This window comes from Shewanella sp. GutCb (assembly GCF_002836135.1).
Taxonomy (GTDB): Bacteria; Pseudomonadota; Gammaproteobacteria; order Enterobacterales; family Shewanellaceae; genus Shewanella.
Genome location: NZ_PJBL01000002.1, coordinates 204,654 through 225,399 on the forward strand (window position 1 = coordinate 204,654; position 20,746 = coordinate 225,399).

Consider the following 20,746-nt stretch of genomic DNA (forward strand, 5'->3'; position numbering starts at 1 on the left):
GACAATGCCTTACACTGCGGCTTTAATTTTGACTGAGCATTAATCTATGTGGTTTAAAAATCTAACTGTATACCGCTTTAACAAGCCTTTCTCTGTTGACACTGAATCAATGGAAAAATCACTGGAAGACTTCACCTTCTCTCCATGCTCAAGCCAAGATGTCAGTAAGTTTGGGTTTTCTAATGCCCTCGGCAAGCATGGCGATTCTTTGGTCCATACCGCTGCAGACAGACACCTTATCTGCGCGACTAAAGAGGAGAAGCTTCTACCTGCTCAAGTAATTAAAGAAGCCTTAGAAGATAAAGTGGCTCTGCTTGAATCTGAAGATGGTCGCAAGCTTGCCAAAAAAGAGAAAGATGCGCTAAAAGATGAGATCATCATGACTCTTTTACCAAGAGCCTTTTCTCGTCGTAGCCAAATTCGCGCGCTTATATTGCCTGAAATCCAGATGGTTTTGGTCGACAGTTCAAGCGCAGCTAAATCAGAAGAGCTTATGGCTTTGCTTCGTAAGGCCATTGGCACTTTACCTATCATTCCAATTAGCTTTAAAACGCCAATTGAAACACAGTTAACAGAGTGGTTAAAAGAAGGTAAAACACCTGCCGCTTTTGAAATGCAAGATGAAGCCGAGCTAAAGAGTGATTCTGACGAGGGCGGTATTGTTCGCTTTAAGCAGCAAGATTTAACTGAAAATGAAGTATTAGCGCATATCGAAGTCGGTAAGCAAGTACATAAGCTAGCACTGCATTTTGGTCAATCCATCGCCTTTCTTCTTCAATCAGATGCTGCGATTAAGCGTCTTAAATTCTCTGAAGAGTTTAGAGCAGGCAATGATGATGTTGGTGATGAAGATCCGATGGCGCGTCTTGATGCCGATTTTGCCTTAATGAGTAGCGAGTTAATCGCCTTAGTTAATTCTGTAGTCGATTCCCTCGGTGGACTCGAAGACAGTATTTAAGTTAACGACTGATATTGCAGTAACAAAAAGGCGCCTAAGGCGCCTTTTTACTTTTTAAATATAGCAGCTATTACTCAGCAGCCTTTAATTTACCCTCTTTATCGAACGGCCAATCAATGCCTAACCAAGCTTTGAAAAATGCTTTTTGAGAACGGCTCGGTTTTTCAACACTACTTATCGCCAATTTACCGCTCTGTTGTTCACCTAGCGCAAGCTCTATCTCTTTAAGTCTGTCATTACTAAACAGAGTAACCTTTATCTTGCCATCCGCTTTAAAGTCCTTAATACGTGACTCAAACCCAGCAGCTGTGACTTTTAAGCCATTAATAGCCACAATTTCATCGCCGAGCACAATACCAGCGTTCCATGCGGGTCCATTACGCAGTACGCGTGAAAGCACTAAGCTATTAGATTCAAGTGTGACACCTACAAAAGGTTCAGACTTAGCATCGTCTCCATAACCCACCGTTAAACCAGCTTGGTCTAACATAGTGTCGAAATCTAAACTAATAGGTGAGTTAACATGCTCCTGCCACCACTTTTCGTAGCTCGTTCCCGAGACATTTTTCAAAATGGCTTTTACATCAGCAACGTTGTAGCCCGCCGGAATGCGGTGCGACTGATAGAGCTCACGATGCACGTCGCGATATGAACGCTCCAACTTGGTTTCATCGAGTAAAGAGAAATCCAGTGCCAGCGAGGTTAAATAACCTTCAGAGTATATGTTAGTACTATGGTTTACGGCATAATCTCCGCCGGTACTTGCCCATTGATTGGCACTCGCACTTGCAACAGACTGCACTTCTCTACCCGGAGTTTTCTCGCTTTGTGCAACACGCTTCGCCAAATCTTCGAAGAACTCCTTCGCGGTCATCACGCCAGCACGGAGCAACAATTGGCTTTGAAAGTAACTTGTTGAGCCCTCTGCCATCCAAAGCAGCTGAGTGATCCCCTCTTCCTGATAGTCATAGGGAACTAACCCTTCAGGACGGTATGCTTTTACATTCCAAGTATGAATAAACTCGTGCGAAGCCGTCTTTATAAAACCAAGGTAGTCCTTACGATCACGATAACTAAAGCGTGGACGTTGAATAATGGTCGAGTTCAAATGCTCAGTTGCACCACGAGCGCCACTAGTGGCATGCACCATATAGACGTAACGTTCGAAGGGATAATCATCCCAAATGACCTCCGCTTGGCCACTTAGTTTAGTTAAATCATCAACCATCTTGTCGATATCGTAATTACCTTCACCCCAAATGACTAACTCATATTGCTTGCCATCTGCCTTAAATTCTCGGTATTCACTGATCCCGGTTTCGATAGGAGAGTCGACTAATATGTCGTAATTAGCCGCCGTAAAGCTGTGGTTCGTTGGTCCACTATTCATACCAGAATAACTATTCCAAGCAGAAGGAACTGCTAGGCTGACATGGATAGGCTCATCCCTAAACTGCGGGCTATAAACAAAAGTGCCACTGGCATCGAGGAAAGCATGAGAAGCATCAATATGATTGACCCGTTGCCCAAGCTTATTGGCGTAGAGCTGATATGAAACCGTGACGGCTGTTGGTTTATCAAGTGCAACGGTCCACTCACCACTTGCCGTTCTGCTCCAAGGCAGTGTATCGCCGGCGGCGTCTTTTGCAGTGAAAAATCGCACCGAATCTGCAAGTGGCAGTACTTCATACTTACCGGTACGCCAAACGGGTAAATTAACGACTAAGGCTGATGACTTTGTTGCAGGAAAAACCACCTCCACTTTGGCTAAGTGGTGCTGTGGATTTGATAAATCTATTGAGTAATCAACGTCTGCAATGGCTACTGGAGAAATTAATGCGCTAAAAGTTAAGATTAGGGGAACTACTGGTTTCACTCTCGCTTCCTTCTGTTATTATTGTTTTCATTAAGTCGAAAAGTATAACATTTGACTTGATTACACCAATTAAAATAACAAAAAGATATAGCTCTTGAACTTAAGCTTAGAGCAAGGAATGACCTACCCATGCGCAGTGTGTTGACCCTTTTATTGATTATATTGTTCAGTTGTATAAGCAACTGCGCTCATGCGATAGCCAGAAATGACGTTGATACAGAGCATAAGTTTAGAGAATCTCCCAATAGTTTACGCCAATCAATCAATAATAATTTACCCACACTCCCAGATTTCACCAACAAAGAAGCGCTTAATCGTTATGCGATGAAAAATGGACTCTCGCTTGCCGATCTTAAATTTGAGCTGCAACTATTAGCAAGACTATCGTTAGATTTATCAACCAAAAATGACGACCGTTACACTGTAGCTAGAAAATTAATCGACCAATTAGAACTTGTTGCAGACAATGACTTTGATAAAAGTTATATCCTCATGCTTAACGGCCGCTATATAGGAAAAACTAAACAAGATTTCAAATCAGCTATCGCTTTTTATCAACAAGCAATCACAGTACTTTCCGCTAACCAGAGTGTGAAAGTACAAGTATTACGGTTTACCCTGCATGAAAACATTGGTGTTATGCACATGATGTTACGAGAAGACGAATCTGCACTAGCCCACCTCAAAAGCGCTCAAGCAGTTGCACTTGAGATTGCAGACCCCTACATGATCGCTCATGCAGAATCAGTGCTGGGGAAGTATTACTATAAAAAAGGTCAGTATGGAAAATCACTTTCGCATTACTCTGAAGCGATAAAACATACCAAGGCAGATGAAAACCCAACTCAAGATGCGCATATTCAAATGCAATTAGCCCGAGTCTATCGTTCACTCAAATCTTGGGATGATGCCTTACGCTACGCCACTGCAGCCTCGGCAATATACCAACGCCTCGGTAAAGAGGTTTATGTCGCCGCCAGCATGACGGTGATAGCAATGACCTATGGTGAACAAGAGCAATGGTATAAAGCGATTGATTACTACTTAAATGCCCAACAAATTGATGCCAGACTCGGCAATTACATCGGCCAAGCGCTTACGTTACATAATCTAGGTGAAGCCTATTTTAAAATTGGAGATACCAAAACATCCATTTCTAATCTACTACGTGCAAGCGCCATTTTTAGCTCTCGTAATAGCGATCACTATTTAGTTTATAATCATCTTTTACTTGCCGAAGTGTTTAACAGTATCTCCGATTGGGAGCCTGGATTAAAGTACGCCGAATCCGCGACTCGTATAGCAGAAAAAATGAAGCTTGACGATGAGCTTATAGAAGCACTTACCTTAACTTCAGCCGCGCAACAGCACCTTGGGTTGTTTGAACAGGCATATCACAATATTAACAAGATCCTTAATTTGCGATCCAAAGACGGCAATGAGGTCAACGATGACCAGCAAGCTAAGCTATTATTTCAATTACAAAAAGCAAAGCTTAACATTAACCAAAAAGATAACGATTTACAGAGACAAGAGGGCTTGCTATCAACTAATCGTTTAATGTTGATTTTCTGTTTATTGGCACTCGCGTTAACCTCAATTATGTCTATTTATCTGTGGCGAATTAAGAACAGCTTAACAGCGAAATGCACTAAATTAACACAGAACAGCAGCTTGGACCCATTCACTAAAACAAGCAATTACTCTGCTTTCATTCAAGATTTCACTGATTACAGCAATACATTTAAAACGCTCGCCTTAATATCATTAACAGAACAGTTAAATTCAGATCTAGCCCAAGGTTATTCATGTAATGCAAAAATGAATAAACAGCAGATAGACTCACTGTCAGGGGCTTTAAATTGCCAAGTCTATATTGTTCGACCAGGGCTTTTTCTCTTGAGCTTTGACATAAAAGTGGCCCCCGACACACTACTGAGCAACATAAAAAACGCCTTAAATGATAACTATGGTGACACTTGTTTGCACATGGGGCTGCTAAACCTGCCTTTGCTCGCCGATCCAGCACTCAAAATTTCAGCTGAGCAGCACTTCGGTACGTTACAGATGATGCTATCGGCAGCGATCACCTTAGGTAACCAACAAAATTACTATGTCACCCTAAAGCCGCTCAATTTTGCATCTTCAGGTATCTTTGAACCGCCGCTATATCTCAATATTGAAAAAAGCATTATCCGTGGCATCATCAAAATAGAGACCAACGGCATCAAGGGTGATATTGTTTGGCCAAGGTGGAAGAGCCATCAAAATGTCGATTTGGCCGCCGAGTTGAGTTAACGACACAAATGAAGCCCATGCTCGAGTGATGGTTATTCCGCTTTAGACTAACTACTGTTAAAATAAGCACTAAAGTCATAATTCGAGTATGTACGGTTGATAAAGGAAGAGCTAAATAAATGAAGGATGCCGTCGCCAGCACCTCACAGCTAAGCGTATTACAGCAAAAGCTCTATTCAGCAAGGCAAGCCCTTGATGATATGAATGAAGACCAAAATAAAAAGCTTCAGCTCCTTCTGCAGTTTATTAGCCAGCTGAGCTTAGCGTGCAAAGGCCAGAACATTGAATTGGACAACAAACTCGCTAAACTTCGGCACAAATTAAGCCGCTTTAGTCAGATTGATAACGCCATAACCGACCTAAACGACGTTGAAGGCGTATTAAAGCAACAATATAACCACGTCATGTTGCAGCTTGAAGAGAGCCGTAGCTCCTTATCTAATATCGTCAGCCAAATTCAACGCATTGAGTCTCTGCCAACAAAACTCAAGAAAGAGATCTCCTATTTCAAAAAAGAGCTCGTAAAACCATTTCATACCTATTGGGATTACATTCCAAAAGTAGAAAAAATCATCCAGTTCTACGATGAGATCCTTAACGAGCAGCTCCGTCTTGGCGAACAATTTGAAGTGTTACCAAGACATCGTCAATCAGCCCACGAGCTGGCATTGATGCTATCGGAAATAGAGTTTAGAAAAGAGCAACGAGAACAAATTTCGTCGATAAAACTGTCATTAACTGAAGATTTTGAACTCGACACCTTATTAAACGCCTATCAAGTTGTACTTAGCCTATTACTCGATAATATCGCGAAAGAAAAAACGGCATCGCAAGAGTTTTTATACATACTCAACGGTGCATTAAGTAATGTTCGCGAGGTGGTAACAGACTCCTACACGCATTCGGTAAAAAGCTTTCAAGTTGCTAAAAAACTGAATGGTGAGATCAATAATCAAGTCGATAATATTGACGAGTCGGTTGCTGAAACTAATGATATCGATCACCTAAAAACACAAGTAACAGAGCAACTATTAGCATTACGAACCGCACTCAGCCGTAAAGAAGCACTAGAGAACAGAGAGCAGATCCAATTACGACAATCTGTTGAAGCGCTGCGCCGCGAGCTAAACGAGCTAAGTAAAGAAACCGAAACCTATAAAAAGCGCTTGTTTGAACAACAAAAGCTGAATCTGCTCGACTCACTCACTCAACTGCCCAACCGTGCAGCACTTGAAGAGCGCATGGACATTGAGTATCGTAATTACAAACGCACTCAACAACCACTATGGGTCGCCGTTGCCGATATCGATCATTTCAAAACAATCAACGATAGTTTTGGCCACAGCACGGGTGATAAAACACTGCAAGTGATTGCTATGGCGCTAAAAAGTTCTTTAAGAGATACTGAATTTGTTGCCCGTTACGGCGGTGAAGAGTTCGTATTTTTACTCCCAGACATTGGTGAGAATGACATTAAGCCTTTACTTGACCGAGTAAGAGAAAAAGTAAAAAGTATTCCTTTTAAGTTTAAAAATCAGAGAATTACAGTTACAGTATCTATAGGCGCTGCACAAATTATTGAAAATGAGCTCATCAGTGAAACCTTTGAACGAGCTGACGCCGCGCTGTATAAAGCTAAACATGAAAGCAGAGATAGAGTCATTATTGATTCATAAACTGTCCTCGGCGAGAGGTATTTTTACCGCCACTTTTCTTTAAAGGACAGTTAATCTATCACTGCTAAGGAGCTGCTATGATAGTGAAAATTAGTCCCCGAGGAAGCTTAGATCAGCTTTCACAACTCGAAGTTGACAGACTCAAACAGAACGCAAAAAGTGAGCTTTATCAGCTCTACCGCAGTTGCTCGCTTGCAGTATTAGCCTCTGGCTTGCAAAGCGATAATGCGGAAAGTCTTTTCAATCAGTTCAGTGATTTTAATATTAATGTCTTAAGGCGAGAGCGCGGCATTAAGATTGAATTGACCAATCCGCCACAAGAAGCCTTTGTCGATGGCGAAATCATCTCTGGTATACAAGAGCACCTATTTTCAGTGCTACGCGACATCGTCTATATCTATGATAAATACGACAACCTAAAACACATCAATTTAACCAACGCGAGTCACATCACTAACGTGGTTTTTGACATTTTACGTAATGCTCGCACAATGCCGATGCTCGACCCCAATATTGTTGTCTGCTGGGGAGGACATAGCATCAATCCGATTGAATACCAATATACCCGTGAAGTGGGCTATGAGCTTGGATTACGTAAGTTAGATATTTGTACCGGTTGTGGCCCTGGTGCAATGGAGGGCCCGATGAAAGGCGCTGCCATTGGCCATGCAAAGCAAAGAGTAAACCACGCTCGATATATAGGTCTTACAGAGCCGAGTATTATTGCTGCTGAACCCCCAAATCAAATCGTCAACGAGTTGGTGATTCTGCCTGACATTGAAAAACGACTCGAAGCATTTGTTAGGCTGGGGCACGGGATCATTATTTTTCCTGGCGGAGCGGGTACCGCAGAAGAGCTGCTCTATTTACTGGGTATTTTGCTCAATAAACATAATCAAGAGATCCCCTTCCCACTCGTGTTAACCGGGCCAAAAGAGAGTGAAGAGTATTTCTTACGCATTGATGAATTTATTGCTGCAACGCTAGGACCGGAAGCACAAAGTAAGTATCAAATTGTGATTGATGATCCATCAAAGGTTGCTCGTATTCAAAAAGAAGCGATGGAGAAGATTAAGACCTTCCGTAAGGACAACGGCGACTCCTATCAATATCAGTGGTCTTTGAAAATCGAACCTGAATTTCAACTACCTTTTGAACCAACTCATGAAATGATGAGTAATTTAGATTTACACGACCAATCGAACAAAGCAGAACTGGCGGCAAACTTGAGAAAGGCTTTTTCAGGTATTGTTGCCGGTAATGTCAAAATGGAAACGATCAAGATAATTGACCAGCGCGGCCCCTTTGAAATTAAGGGGGATCCAAAACTCATGGCGTTAATGGATAATCTACTTAACGCTTTTGTTTCACAACAACGAATGAAGTTACCGGGAAGTGCTTATATTCCCTGTTATAAAATAATGAAATGAATAAATTTTTAATTTTAGATGGCATGAACTTAGTGCGGCGGATCCACGCCGCTCAACCCAACGAATCAGATATCAACGGCCTAAAAGAGCGCGTTAATGGCGCTTGTAAAAAGCTAATAAAGTATCACCAACCATCTCACGTAGCGATAGTATGGGACGGTAATGCATTATCATGGCGCAAATCACTATACGAAGGCTATAAAAAGGGCCGTAAGCCAATGCCTGAAGCATTGTCCAACGGTCTTGCCGATATTAAAGCGTTTCTTGCGGAACATAACATTGCCTCACTTAATGCCGAGTCGGAGGCCGATGATGTTATTGCCACCTTGGCGACTAAGCTCGTCAGCATTGGCGGCGAAGCCATTATAGTGTCAACCGATAAAGGATTTTGCCAATTAAATCATCCTAATATCAAGCAGTGGGATCACTTCAATCAAACATATATGACGGTTGAAGCCATGGAACAAAAGCTAGGTGTTGAACACAAGCAATTTATTGATTATTTGGCGCTCGCCGGTGACAGTGGCAATAAAATTCCTGGAGTGCCAGGTATTGGTCCTAAGTCCGCCGTTGAATTGCTAAAGATATTTCGCTCACTGGCTAATATATATAGCTCAATCGAACAGGTTGGCACTAAACAAGCTAAAAAGCTTGAAGATGGCAGAGAAATGGCCCGACTAAGCTATAAACTAGTGCAACTTCAATTAGATATGCCTTTAAATGCAAACCTAAAGCAATTTAGGCTACCGAAAACTAATTAACTAAAACTTACAACTGTTAACAAAAAGTTACCTTATTAGCATTTACGCCCATTACTTTGCATAGTATCGTATTACGTTATTGGAATTGCCTATCAAGGAACCCGAGTACAGATGAAATCCAAAGTCCCCGTAATCATTGGATCTATTTTTGTTGCCTACATTGCCTTTGTTGCGGTCATTATGGTGTCTTATGACCCAACTCCAGATGAAATGGATTGGGAAGATAGGCAGGCTTACAATAGAGCTAAAATGACAGAAATCACTATCGGACAAAGCATCGCTGAAGTTAAAAGCATCTTTGGTAAAGCTGACTTTAGTGAAGCTAAAATCTCTAATCAGCAGAATCTACAGATCTTATTTTACCGCACTCAACATAAAGAATCAGACGGTGAAACAACCAAAGAAGAGTGCACTCCTCTGCTGTTTAAACAAGGACAGCTTGTTGCTTGGGGTGAAGAGACTTACCAGCAATATCTGACCAGCCAAATAGATAGCTTATAAGCCCGTTTTAACAGAACACTACTGAAAGAATAACATCGGCAAGTTCCTCTCGGAACTTGCCGATGTTGTAATAAGTACTTAAAAGCGAGGTTTAAAGGTAAGGTTTAACAATATTAGCCATCATGTGGATATGGTCATCATTATCATTAAGTGCTGCTATATACCTAAACTGCTCCCCTCCCGCGTCCTTAAATATGTGTTTATTCTCTCCCGCGATCTCTTCAAGCGTTTCAAGGCAATCAGCACTAAAAGCCGGACACACTACCGCGATATCTGTAACCCCTTTAGCGGGTAAAGACGCCATAGTGGCATCAGTATATGGCGTTAGCCATTTAGCCTTACCAAATCGCGATTGGAACGTCGTAATGTACTGCTCTTCAGTCAAGCCCAGCTTTTCGACTAACAACTTACTGGTAACCATACAAAAACAGTAGTAAGGATCGCCAAGATGAAGATTACGTTCAGGCATGCCATGGTAAGACAAAACGAGCTTTTGCGGTTGACCGTTAAGCTCAAAGTCCCGAGTTATAGAAGCCGCTAACGCATCAATAAAGTCAGGGTTGTCATGATATGTATTAATAAAGTGCAACGCAGGCAAGTAGCGCCAAGTCGTCAGCTCTTTAGCTATAGCATCAAAAGCAGATGCAGTGGTTGGTGCGGCATACTGTGGGTATAGCGGCAAGACCACCAACTTATCTACGCCGTCTTTATGCATTTGTTGTAATGTTGTCGATACCGAAGGTTGTCCATAACGCATGCAGAACTGCACCGAGACATCTTCGCCTGCTTGCTCAAAATACTGAGACAATTTTTGTGTTTGACGTTTAGTGATATCCATCAATGGTGAACCATCTTTGGTCCAAACCTGTTGGTATAAAGCGGCTGACTTAGCCGGTCTTACACGCAAAATAATTCCATGCAGAATAATCATCCAAACCAATCTTGGGATCTCCACCACTCGAGGATCAGCTAAAAACTCTGCTAAGTAACGCCTTACAGCTGAAGCCGTTGGCTCATCGGGTGTTCCTAGGTTCATTAACAACACACCCGTTTTCCCACGCTTTTTATGACCTACATCCTTAGTTAATCCTGAAAACTTTGCCAAGAGAACTCCTTAAACCTTGATAGTGAATATGTTAATCGACGATATTACTGGCTAATATTTAGCCCTTGGAGCAGCGGTCATACCCGATTGAGTAACTATTACGTTCAAGCCAACTTATAGATCAGTATTTTGCATAAAAAAGCTGCCAATACAAACTATTGCCAGCTTAATCTTAGACAAACGTTAATGAGGTAAAAAACTCAAACCCTATCAGTTAATCTAGGTTGAGTGTTACGCCATCCATTGAGCTTGAGCTGGCAGTATCCGAACTTTGCAACTTAATCATTAAGCGTAAGTCATTCGGTGAATCAGCATGATGCAGTGCATCAGCGTAGCTAATCTCACCATCACTATAGAGTTTTAACAATGCCTGATCGAAAGTCTGCATGCCTTGTTCATTCGACTTGGACATGGTTTCCTTTAATAAGTGCAGCTCATTCTTAGCAATCAAACTGGCCACTCGCGGCGTGTTAATGAGCACTTCAATCGCGGCTCGGCGGCCAGTACCATCACTCTTAGGCACGAGTTGCTGGGCAACGATTCCACGTAAATTAAGCGACAAATCGAACAACAATTGATGATGTTTGCTCTCTGGAACCAAGTGCATAATACGGTCGAGAGCTTGGTTAGCATTGTTGGCGTGCAATGTTGCCATACACAAGTGACCCGTTTCGGCAAAGGACAATGCAAATTCCATTGTTTCTTGACTACGGATCTCGCCAATCAAAATCACATCTGGCGCTTGGCGTAATGAGCTCTTAAGCGCCGCGTCAAAGGATTCAGTATCGATGCCAACTTCACGCTGAGTGATGATACTTTTGCGGTGATCGTGAACAAATTCAACCGGATCTTCAATGGTTAAGATATGCCCGCGAGCATGGGCATTTCGATAACCAACAAGCGCGGCTAGAGACGTTGATTTACCAGTACCCGTTCCACCAACCATAATGACTAAGCCACGCTTACCCATGACCAAATCTTTTAGAATTGGCGGTAACATTAAGTCATCCATGTCAGGAATTTGTGTCTCAATACGACGCATGACACAACCCGGAGCTTCTCTTTGCCAAAAGGCGCTAACACGAAAGCGGCCTAGATCTTTAACGGCGAAAGCGAAGTTACACTCGCGAGATTGATGAAACTCCACTTTTTGCACATCGGTCATTAATGACTCAACAAAATCTAATGCCTGTGCCGGACTAAATTTGTTCTCGCTCAATGAACGTAATTCACCATCAATTTTTGCACTAGGTGGAAAGCCTGCCGTAATAAACAGATCTGACGCTTTACGCTCAGTCATTGCCTTTAAAAAGGGACGCACATCCATAAGTATTTATCCGTTTAAAAATTGGTTTGCTTGTTTGAACTCTTGAGCATGGCATCTTCACGGGTGATTTGACCGCGATTAACCAAATTCTGCAAACACTGATCCAGTGTTTGCATACCATGCGCCATGCCCGTTTGAATCGCTGAGTACATTTGTGCCACTTTATCTTCGCGGATCAAGTTACGAATGGCTGGCGTCCCCATCATAATCTCATGAGCTGCCACACGGCCACCACCGACTTTTTTAATCAAAGTCTGGGAAATAACGGCTTGCAGTGATTCCGATAACATCGTTCTCACCATGCCTTTTTCTCCCTCAGGGAACACATCAACCACACGGTCAATCGTTTTAGCGGCTGAGGTGGTATGCAAAGTACCAAATACAAGGTGACCGGTTTCAGCTGCTGTCATCGCCAGTCTGATCGTTTCAAGATCTCGCATCTCACCCACTAAAATAACATCCGGATCTTCACGTAATGCACTGCGCAACGCCGCATTAAAACTGTGAGTATGACGATGCACCTCACGTTGGTTAATCAAGCATTGCTTGTTTTGATGCACAAATTCTATTGGGTCTTCAATCGTCAATATGTGGTCATGGCGATTTTCATTTACGTAATCAACCATAGCCGCCAGCGTAGTACTCTTACCAGAGCCAGTTGGACCTGTTACCAGTACCAGTCCTCGAGGGAAACTCGCTATTTGTTTGAAGATTTCAGGGGCGCCAAGTTGCTCAAGACTTAAGATATCGCTGGGGATGGTACGAAATACCGCAGCCGAACCACGAGACTGATTAAACGCATTGACACGAAAGCGTGCAAGACCTGGCACTTCAAACGAAAAATCTATCTCAAGGTGCTCTTCATAATCTTTTCGCTGCTTATCATTCATTATATCGTACACAAGACTGTGAACACCTTGATGGTCTAAAGCAGGAAGATTGATCTTCCTAACTTCACCATCGACACGGATCATAGGAGAAACCCCCGCAGAAAGGTGTAGATCTGATGCATTGTGCTTTACACTAAAGGCAAGTAATTCTGTGATTTCCATAGTTTGGGATATCCATTCAACCAAAAATATACAACATGACAACAATAACAGACAGACTAGCGCTCGCCCAGCACAGGATTAATCAGGCGGCACAAAATTCATCACGAAATCCTACAGATGTGCAGCTGTTAGCCGTGAGTAAAACCAAGCCCAATAGCCAAATAATCGAGGCCTATGCTGCAGGCCAAAGACGTTTTGGTGAAAACTACGTGCAGGAAGGGGAAGCGAAGGTCACTAGCCTAAGCACGGATTACCCCGACATAGAGTGGCACTTCATCGGCCCCTTACAATCCAATAAAACAAAAGTGGTCGCGAGTTTATTTGATTGGATGCATACCGTTGAGCGTGAAAAAATTGCGATCCGGTTAAATGAACAGCGTCCGGCAAAGATGTCTGCGTTAAATGTCTGTATTCAGGTCAATATCAGTCAAGAAGCAAATAAGTCAGGCGTTAGCGGAGCTGACGTATTTTCCCTTGCTGAACAGATCAACGCCTTACCCAATTTGAACTTACGCGGATTGATGGCGATACCGTCTGCCAATGTCGACATTATCACCGCAACATCGGAACTCGCAGCATTACAAAAACTATATGCATTATTGTCAGAGCGATACCCGAGTGTAGATACTTTGTCAGTCGGCATGAGTAACGATTTGGAATTAGCGGTAGCCCACGGCTCAACCATCGTAAGAATTGGTAGTGCTATTTTTGGTGCTCGTGATTATCCAAAAACAGATTAAAAGTCGGACACAATAAATGAATATTATTTAATGCATTAAAACTTGGTTTTGACAGGCTTAACCCAAATATTAAGTGATGTAACCTTTAAAAGGTTGCTATAGATAATGTGTCGTCCTAACGAAAATAAAAAGAGAACTCAATGTCACAAAAGAAAGTGTGCTTTATTGGTGCTGGTAATATGGCCCGCAGTATCATTAGTGGTTTAATTAACAGTGGTTATGCCCCTGAGAGCATTACAGCTTCAAATCCAAGTCAACCAAAGCTAGATGCGCTTAACAAGGATTTCGGCATTAAGGTGACTAACGATAATGTTGGCGCCGCTGCGACGGCCGATGTCATCGTATTGGGTGTAAAGCCTCACTTAATGCAGCAGGTTGGCGAGCAATTAAGTGGCCTTGATCTTTCAACTAAATTAATTATTACTATTGCTGCAGGCGTGACAGCCAAGCGTTATAGTGACTTTTTCAAGCAAGAGATCAAATTAATACGTACTATGCCTAATACCCCTACTCAGATAGGTGTAGGCTTAACAGGTTTGTTTGCTGGTGATGATATCTCCGCCGACAACAAAAGCTTGTGCGAGACGCTCATGGCAACCGGTGGCGAGGTTATTTGGGTAGACAAAGAAGATGACTTAAATCAGGTGATAGCATTAGCAGGAAGCTCACCGGCATACTTCTTTCTATTTCTAGAATCTATGGTTGCAAGCGCAGTAAAGGGGGGGATGCCGGAAGCTAGCGCAAGAGAAATGGCGCAACAAGCGGCATTAGGTGCTGCATTGATGGCCAAACAAAATCCTGACTTAAGTTTGGCGCAATTACGAGAGAATGTAACTTCAAAAGGTGGCACTACGGCGCAAGCTGTGGCAACGTTTGAAGAGGGAAATTTAAGAGCGCTAGTCGATAATGCAATGACAAATTGTATTGCGCGGGCTCAAGAGATGGCAAAACAGTATTAATTCCTTTTATTTAACGTGAAAAGTAGAGTAAACAAATGAATGCATTTAGTTTTCTAGTAAGTACAGTATTCGATTTATACCTGATGGTGGTCATTTTACGGCTCTGGTTACAATTCGCTCGTGCCGATTTTTATAACCCCTTTAGCCAGTTTATTGTTAAAGCCACTCACCCCATTGTCGGTCCTCTAAGACGCGTGATCCCATCGTTCGGCAATTTTGATAGCGCGTCATTTGTCCTGGCGATCACGGTCGTTATCTTAAAATTTGTTCTGCTAACCTTGATGGCAGGTGCAGCGCTAGACGTACCTAATATTTTACTTATCTCTTTAGTGTCGGTGTTTAAAGAAGCAGGTGTGTTGCTATTTTGGATGCTTATTTTACGAGCAATATTAAGCTGGGTAAGCCAAGGACAAAATCCAATTGAGATGGTAATGAGTCAGCTTACTGAACCTCTATTGGCCCCTATACGCCGTATGTTGCCCCAAATGGGTGGATTAGACTTGTCATTACTGGTGGTGATGATAGTGCTTAATTTCCTCAATATCTTGCTCGCCCAATATGTACCATACTGGGCCAACGTATAGTGGTAGCAATAACGATGCAGCAGGGAAACCTGCTGCTTCAGCTTTATATCCAACCCAAAGCGAGTCGTGATCAAATTGTAGGACTTCATGGTGAAGAGCTCAAAATAGCGATTACCGCACCACCTGTTGACGGAAAAGCCAACGCGCACCTAACCAAGTTCCTCTCTAAAGCATTCAAAGTGCCTAAGGGTGATATAACGATACTCAAAGGCCTGATGGGCCGACACAAACAAGTTTTAATCCACTCTCCTAGGTTGATACCACCAGCAATACAAAACCTTTTGTAACCGTATACTTATAAGAAGTTTAAGGCGTTTATCGCACTTAAGTTCTATACTAGTAACAAAGCTATCACCTAAGGAAAGCCCATATGTTCCGCTCTCTAACAGCCATTTTATTGCTAAGTTTGTGCCTCATCAGTAGCGCATTTGCTGAGCAAAAACAAAAAGTCGGCAACTACGATATTCATTACGTAGCCCTAAGTAGCACCTTTTTAACACCCAGTATTGCCAAGTCTTACGGTATTAAACGCAGTAGCTATACTGGGATCTTAAATATTTCGGTGTTAGATACGAATGTAGACGGTAACCCTGCGGTGCCTGTTGAAATTACCGGCATAGCCAATAACTTACTTGATGCACGTGTTGAATTGAAATTTAGAGAGATACGTGAAGGCGACTCTATCTACTATATTGCAGAAGTCCCTTATCGAGATGATCAAGAGATCAACTTCAACATTGCTTTAAAACATGGCTCGAAGCTCAATACACAACTTAAATTTAAGCAAAAATTTTATGTAGAGTAACGCTATACCAATTGCATTAAATATGAGGGCGAAAATGCCCTCATTATTTCAGCGCCCTTGCATATAACTACAGCACACCACTACATTTTCTATACTTAAACGACTTCAACCTACTCACTTCAACGTTTCCTTAGAGCAAGACAAGAAGCAACATATGTCTAAATACATTCTTGATAAATACCACCACAGACCGTGGATATATCGGGAATGCAGCAGTCATTAACGGCCTAGAACGCGGTCATGTATCGACATACTGAATCCTGCCGCTTGAAGTTTTTTTGGCTATATAGCCTTCGGCAGTTTTAGTCATATCAGCATCGATAGTTTAATTTCTGGATTCTAGCGATACCTTCCGCAACAGAGTCAATCAGTGGCAATGACAAAATGGTCTTAGGGGCTGTTGATCTTTCGAGCTTAGTTTTTGTTCGACTCTTTCCCGTAAAGAATAATGATTTTAGTACAAGGCTTGAGCGATGATGTTTAGCTGGCTAAGCGAAAAGCTCGTAACGCACGCTTGTAGTAAAAAAATAGAAGTATTGAAACGAACTCTAAGGGCCGCGCTTCTTGGCTATTTTTACGGTGTTGTAGGCTATTTGTGGAGAATGACTAAACGACATAGCCTCCGCCTTGTCAAAATAGCCAATAAACGGCGGCAAAAACAACCGTGAAAGATCTACAGCCCCTAGTATCAGCACATATATAATGCAATTAATGGCTCGGTTCGCTATTATTGCGGCCATATTTTCAGACACCTTAAAGGTCTTCCATGAATCAAATCGTCCTTGCTAGTGGCAATAAAGGTAAGCTCAAAGAATTTTCAGAACTAATGGTTGATTACGGTGTAGAGATCCTCGCCCAAAGCGAGTTTAACGTCTCAGAAGTGGCAGAAACCGGCACCACTTTTGTTGAGAATGCGATCATTAAGGCACGCCATGCTGCAGAAATAACAGGCCATGCCGCTATCGCTGATGACTCTGGTTTAGAAGTTGATTTCCTACAAGGGGCACCTGGGATCTATTCAGCACGTTATGCGGGTGAAGGTGCGAAAGATCAGCAAAATTACACCAAGTTACTTAACGCACTAGAGAACCAGTCACTGCGCGGCGCTCGCTTTCAATGTGTATTGGTCTACATGCGTCATGCAAAAGACCCGACACCCATTATTTGCCAAGCATCATGGGAAGGCACTATAGGCTTTGCTCCGCAGGGTGAAAATGGCCATGGGTACGACCCTATATTTATCCCCGCTGAACACCAATGTAGCGCCGCCGAGCTTAGCAGTGATGAGAAAAACCAGTTAAGCCATCGCGGTAAAGCGCTCGTTTTGCTTATTGCTGCAATGAAACAACAAGGTATCTTTAACTAATGTTAATCCTGCCACCATTAAGCCTATACATTCATATTCCTTGGTGTGTACAAAAATGCCCCTACTGTGATTTCAACTCTCATGGTCAGAATGGCGAGTTGCCACAAACTGAATATGTAGACGCGCTTATTGCCGACTTAAAACAAGATCTTCAGTATGTTCAAGGCCGACAGTTACACACTATTTTTATTGGTGGCGGCACGCCCTCTTTGTTTGACGCGGCGCAAATACAACGCCTTCTCGTTGAAGTTGATAAACTTATTAAGTTTAAAGACAATATAGAGATCACCATGGAGGCTAACCCTGGCACCTTAGAGCATGATGATTTTATTGCCTACCGCGAAGCGGGCATCACACGTTTGTCTATCGGGGTGCAGAGTTTTTCCAGCGACAAGCTGAATTTACTCGGGCGGATCCATGATAAGACAGAAGCTGAAGTTGCGGCACAAAAAGCAAAAGTATCGGGTTACCAAAGCTTTAATTTAGATCTAATGCATGGTTTACCGAACCAGAGCTTTGATGAGGCTTTAGCCGATATTGAAACCGCTGCTGCATTGGCACCGCCACATCTATCTTGGTATCAACTGACTATAGAGCCCAATACGCTGTTTCATTCCAAGCCACCTCAACTGCCTGACGATGAAAAACTATGGCAGATTTACGAGCAAGGGCAAAAAAGGCTTGCCGAGCTTGGTTACGTTCAATATGAAATATCTGCTTATGCTAAAGAAGGCTTCCAATGCCAACATAACCTTAACTACTGGCAGTTTGGCGACTACTTAGGTATAGGCTGTGGCGCACACGGTAAAATTACTCAGCCAAGTGAAAATCAAATTTTGCGTACCGTTAAGATTAAGCACCCTAAAGGTTACCTTGCTGCAGATAATTACACCTCTGATGTCACTATCGTTGCAGAGGAAGACAGACCGCTTGAGTACTTAATGAACCGTTTAAGGTTAATGACACCTATCCCTAAAGTTGAGTTTGAACAACGTACCGGGTTAGATCGAAAAGTATTAACGGATGGAATTAAGCAAGCTTGTGCTAAAGGATTAATGACTCAAAGCAGCGACCATTGGCAGCTAACGCCCAGAGGCCATATGTTTGTGAATGACTTATTGTCACAATTCCTATAAACCTTTGAATAGATTAGTTATAACTAAACAAAATAGCTTGATAGACACATTTTCTAACACTTAGATCAAAACATTAACTCTAGGCTTCTTTAGGATAACAATCATAATTCTAAGGAAGTCTAAAAATGCCCATAAAAACAAAAATAAGTTTTATCGCCCTGTCCCTTTCAGTTTGCTTAAGTTCCGCAGTATATGCAGCACCATCACCAATCAATTATGCAAGTCCAAGTGAACCTGTCGCTCAAAAAGCCAATAGTGAATCTGAAAAAGCCAATGCGCTGTTTGAAAGTATTTTCATGGAAAACGTATTAGCCAGCCCTATATCACAAACCTATTTAGGCATAAAAACAGATTACGATAAATGGGATGAGATGAGCGACGCAGCAACTGATGCTGACTTAGCGCGTACTAAAAAGCATTTAACCCAACTAAAAATGCTCAAAGTAGCTAAGCTTGATAGGCAGACAAAGCTTAGCTACCAGCTACTAACACAAAAGCTTGAGCAAGAGATCAAAGACGATCAATGGCGTTACCATAGCTACCCAGTTAATCAGATGTATGGTGGCCATTCACAGATAGCTTCCTTCCTCATAAACCAACATCAGATCAGCGATATAAAAGACGCTAAAGCCTACATTAGCCGCTTAAATGGCGTGTCAAAGCGTCTTGCTCAACTGCAAACCGCATTAGAAATACGTGCAGATAAAGGTATTATCGCGCCTAAATTTGTATTCCCATATGTCATTTCCGATAGCAAAAACATCGTTAAAGGTGCACCTTTCGATGAAGGCGAAGACAGTGCTTTATGGGCTGACTTTAAGCGTAAAGTCAATACGCTGTCGATTAGTTCAGCTGAACAACAACAGCTTCTCTCAGCAGCAAAAGAGGCATTAGTCGATGAGGTTAAACCGGCATACGACAAACTTATCAGTTATCTGGTTAAGCTTGAAACCAAAGCAGATACTCGCGATGGCGCTTGGAAATTACCTCGGGGTGAAGAGTATTATAACAATGCTTTAGAGCGCACAACGACGACGCATATGAGTGCCAATGACATTCATAAGTTGGGACTTTCTGAAGTAGCTCGAATTCAGAATGAAATGCGTGACATTATGAAGAAAGTTAACTTTGAAGGTAGCTTACAAGCATTCTTTACCTTCATGCGTGACGACCAACAATTCTATTATGCCGATACCGATCAAGGCCGTCAGGCCTACTTACAAGAAGCTATTTCACTCATTGATACCATGAGTAGCCGTCTTGATGAAGTGTTTAAGGTAAAACCAAAAGCACCAATGATTGTTAAGCAGGTCGAAGCATTTAGAGAAAAATCTGCCGGTAAAGCCTTCTATAACAACCCTTCACCAGACGGAAGTCGTCCGGGCACCTACTACGCTAACCTTTATGATATGAAGGCGATGCCAAAATACCAGATGGAAGCTCTTGCTTATCATGAGGGAACACCTGGTCATCATATGCAGATAGCTATCGCTCAAGAGCTTGAGGGTGTGCCTAAGTTCCGTAAATATGGCGGCTATACTGCTTACATTGAAGGATGGGGATTATACAGTGAGTACTTCCCTAAAGAGATGGGCATGTATGCAGATCCATATTCTGATTTTGGTCGACTAGCGATGGAGCTATGGCGTGCATGTCGCCTCGTGGTTGATACAGGTATTCATGCTAAGAAGTGGTCACGTGAAGAGTCAATAAACTACTACGTGTCGAACACACCCAACGCCGAGTCTGACGCCGTTAAAATGGTCGAAAGGCATATTGTGATGCCATCACAAGCAACCGCCTATAAAGTCGGTATGCTGAAGCTACTTGAACTAAGAACCAAAGCACAAACAGCGCTAGGTGATAAATTCGATATCAGAGATTTCCATACTGTAGTACTGCAAAATGGCCCAGTGCCTCTTGATGTACTAGAAAGTGAAATCGACCTTTGGATAGAGCAGAGTAGCTAAAACAAAGCGGTTACTGTGATATGCACAGTAACCTATTTCACTTAAAAGAACGCATTAAAAAAGCCACTTATGATAGTGGCTTTTTTATGTCATCTAGAACGATAAGCATTATCTAACGGCTTTCAAACTTTCACTTATGCGAGTCAACAGATAAAATTGCTGGCTACAGATAGCATTGAACCACTTAACAGAAAAATACCCC

General features: G+C 42.4%; 18 protein-coding genes. 14 read left to right on the forward strand and 4 right to left on the reverse strand.

Annotated elements, in window-relative coordinates; translation table 11 throughout:
• The first annotated feature begins 46 nt into the window (after positions 1 to 46).
• The gene (gene rdgC, locus CXF86_RS02640; protein ID WP_101090390.1) at positions 47 to 958 is read left to right on the forward strand and encodes a recombination-associated protein RdgC; all 912 of its coding nucleotides are present in this window, start codon (positions 47 to 49) and stop codon (positions 956 to 958) included.
• Positions 959 to 1,028: 70 nt separating this feature from the next.
• On the opposite strand, the gene CXF86_RS02645 is transcribed toward rdgC, so the two are convergent.
• On the reverse strand, positions 1,029 to 2,834 hold the full coding sequence (locus tag CXF86_RS02645; protein ID WP_102038285.1) for a M61 family metallopeptidase: 1,806 nt from the start codon (positions 2,832 to 2,834) through the stop codon (positions 1,029 to 1,031).
• 129 nt (positions 2,835 to 2,963) lie between these two features.
• Between CXF86_RS02645 and CXF86_RS02650 the strand changes: the two genes are divergently transcribed.
• The 5 genes from CXF86_RS02650 (at position 2,964) to CXF86_RS02670 (ending at position 9,500) form a co-directional block, all read left to right on the forward strand.
• Complete coding sequence (locus CXF86_RS02650; protein WP_102038286.1) at positions 2,964 to 5,132, forward strand: tetratricopeptide repeat protein; 2,169 nt, start codon at positions 2,964 to 2,966, stop codon at positions 5,130 to 5,132.
• Positions 5,133 to 5,251: 119 nt separating this feature from the next.
• Entirely contained in the window at positions 5,252 to 6,808 is a 1,557-nt protein-coding gene (locus CXF86_RS02655) for a GGDEF domain-containing protein (protein ID WP_101090393.1), read from the forward strand.
• 77 nt (positions 6,809 to 6,885) lie between these two features.
• Entirely contained in the window at positions 6,886 to 8,238 is a 1,353-nt protein-coding gene (gene ppnN / locus CXF86_RS02660; protein WP_101090394.1) for a nucleotide 5'-monophosphate nucleosidase PpnN, read from the forward strand.
• On the forward strand, positions 8,235 to 8,999 hold the full coding sequence (xni, locus tag CXF86_RS02665; protein ID WP_102038287.1) for a flap endonuclease Xni: 765 nt from the start codon (positions 8,235 to 8,237) through the stop codon (positions 8,997 to 8,999). Before ppnN ends, xni begins: the two co-directional genes overlap by 4 nt.
• A gap of 111 nt (positions 9,000 to 9,110) precedes the next feature.
• A complete protein-coding gene (locus CXF86_RS02670) occupies positions 9,111 to 9,500 on the forward strand; it encodes a DUF3192 domain-containing protein (RefSeq protein WP_101090396.1) in 390 nt (129 codons plus the stop codon).
• Positions 9,501 to 9,591: 91 nt separating this feature from the next.
• Here the strand turns inward: CXF86_RS02670 and hemH are convergent, their stop codons facing one another.
• The 3 genes from hemH to CXF86_RS02685 all read right to left on the reverse strand — a co-directional run bounded on the left by hemH (position 9,592) and on the right by CXF86_RS02685 (position 12,984).
• A complete protein-coding gene (gene hemH, locus CXF86_RS02675; protein WP_101090397.1) occupies positions 9,592 to 10,605 on the reverse strand; it encodes a ferrochelatase in 1,014 nt (337 codons plus the stop codon).
• A 214-nt stretch (positions 10,606 to 10,819) separates the two neighbouring features.
• Positions 10,820 to 11,932 carry a PilT/PilU family type 4a pilus ATPase gene (locus tag CXF86_RS02680; RefSeq protein WP_101090398.1) on the reverse strand — a complete coding sequence of 371 codons (1,113 nt, stop codon included), beginning with the start codon at positions 11,930 to 11,932 and terminating at the stop codon, positions 10,820 to 10,822.
• 14 nt (positions 11,933 to 11,946) lie between these two features.
• Positions 11,947 to 12,984, reverse strand: a complete 1,038-nt coding sequence (locus tag CXF86_RS02685) for a type IV pilus twitching motility protein PilT (RefSeq protein ID WP_101090399.1) — start codon at positions 12,982 to 12,984, stop codon at positions 11,947 to 11,949.
• 35 nt (positions 12,985 to 13,019) lie between these two features.
• On the opposite strand from CXF86_RS02685, the gene CXF86_RS02690 reads away from it, so the two are divergent.
• The 8 genes from CXF86_RS02690 to CXF86_RS02730 all read left to right on the forward strand — a co-directional run bounded on the left by CXF86_RS02690 (position 13,020) and on the right by CXF86_RS02730 (position 20,544).
• Positions 13,020 to 13,724 (forward strand): YggS family pyridoxal phosphate-dependent enzyme, encoded by a 705-nt coding sequence (locus CXF86_RS02690; protein WP_101090400.1) that lies wholly within the window; start codon positions 13,020 to 13,022, stop codon positions 13,722 to 13,724.
• Between the two features lie 140 nt (positions 13,725 to 13,864).
• Complete coding sequence (gene proC, locus CXF86_RS02695) at positions 13,865 to 14,683, forward strand: pyrroline-5-carboxylate reductase (RefSeq protein ID WP_101090401.1); 819 nt, start codon at positions 13,865 to 13,867, stop codon at positions 14,681 to 14,683.
• Positions 14,684 to 14,718: 35 nt separating this feature from the next.
• Positions 14,719 to 15,267: a YggT family protein gene (locus CXF86_RS02700; RefSeq protein ID WP_101090402.1), complete on the forward strand. Its 549-nt coding sequence runs from the start codon at positions 14,719 to 14,721 to the stop codon at positions 15,265 to 15,267.
• Complete coding sequence (gene yggU / locus CXF86_RS02705) at positions 15,267 to 15,554, forward strand: DUF167 family protein YggU (protein ID WP_101090403.1); 288 nt, start codon at positions 15,267 to 15,269, stop codon at positions 15,552 to 15,554. The genes CXF86_RS02700 and yggU overlap by 1 nt, the downstream gene beginning before the upstream one ends.
• 83 nt (positions 15,555 to 15,637) lie before the next feature.
• The gene (locus tag CXF86_RS02710; protein ID WP_101090404.1) at positions 15,638 to 16,072 is read left to right on the forward strand and encodes a DUF4426 domain-containing protein; all 435 of its coding nucleotides are present in this window, start codon (positions 15,638 to 15,640) and stop codon (positions 16,070 to 16,072) included.
• Between the two features lie 766 nt (positions 16,073 to 16,838).
• The gene (gene rdgB, locus CXF86_RS02720) at positions 16,839 to 17,438 is read left to right on the forward strand and encodes an RdgB/HAM1 family non-canonical purine NTP pyrophosphatase (RefSeq protein ID WP_101090406.1); all 600 of its coding nucleotides are present in this window, start codon (positions 16,839 to 16,841) and stop codon (positions 17,436 to 17,438) included.
• Positions 17,438 to 18,574 carry a radical SAM family heme chaperone HemW gene (gene hemW, locus CXF86_RS02725; RefSeq protein WP_102038288.1) on the forward strand — a complete coding sequence of 379 codons (1,137 nt, stop codon included), beginning with the start codon at positions 17,438 to 17,440 and terminating at the stop codon, positions 18,572 to 18,574. The genes rdgB and hemW overlap by 1 nt, the downstream gene beginning before the upstream one ends.
• A 125-nt stretch (positions 18,575 to 18,699) precedes the next feature.
• Positions 18,700 to 20,544, forward strand: a complete 1,845-nt coding sequence (locus tag CXF86_RS02730; protein WP_102038289.1) for a DUF885 domain-containing protein — start codon at positions 18,700 to 18,702, stop codon at positions 20,542 to 20,544.
• Positions 20,545 to 20,746: the final 202 nt, after the last annotated feature.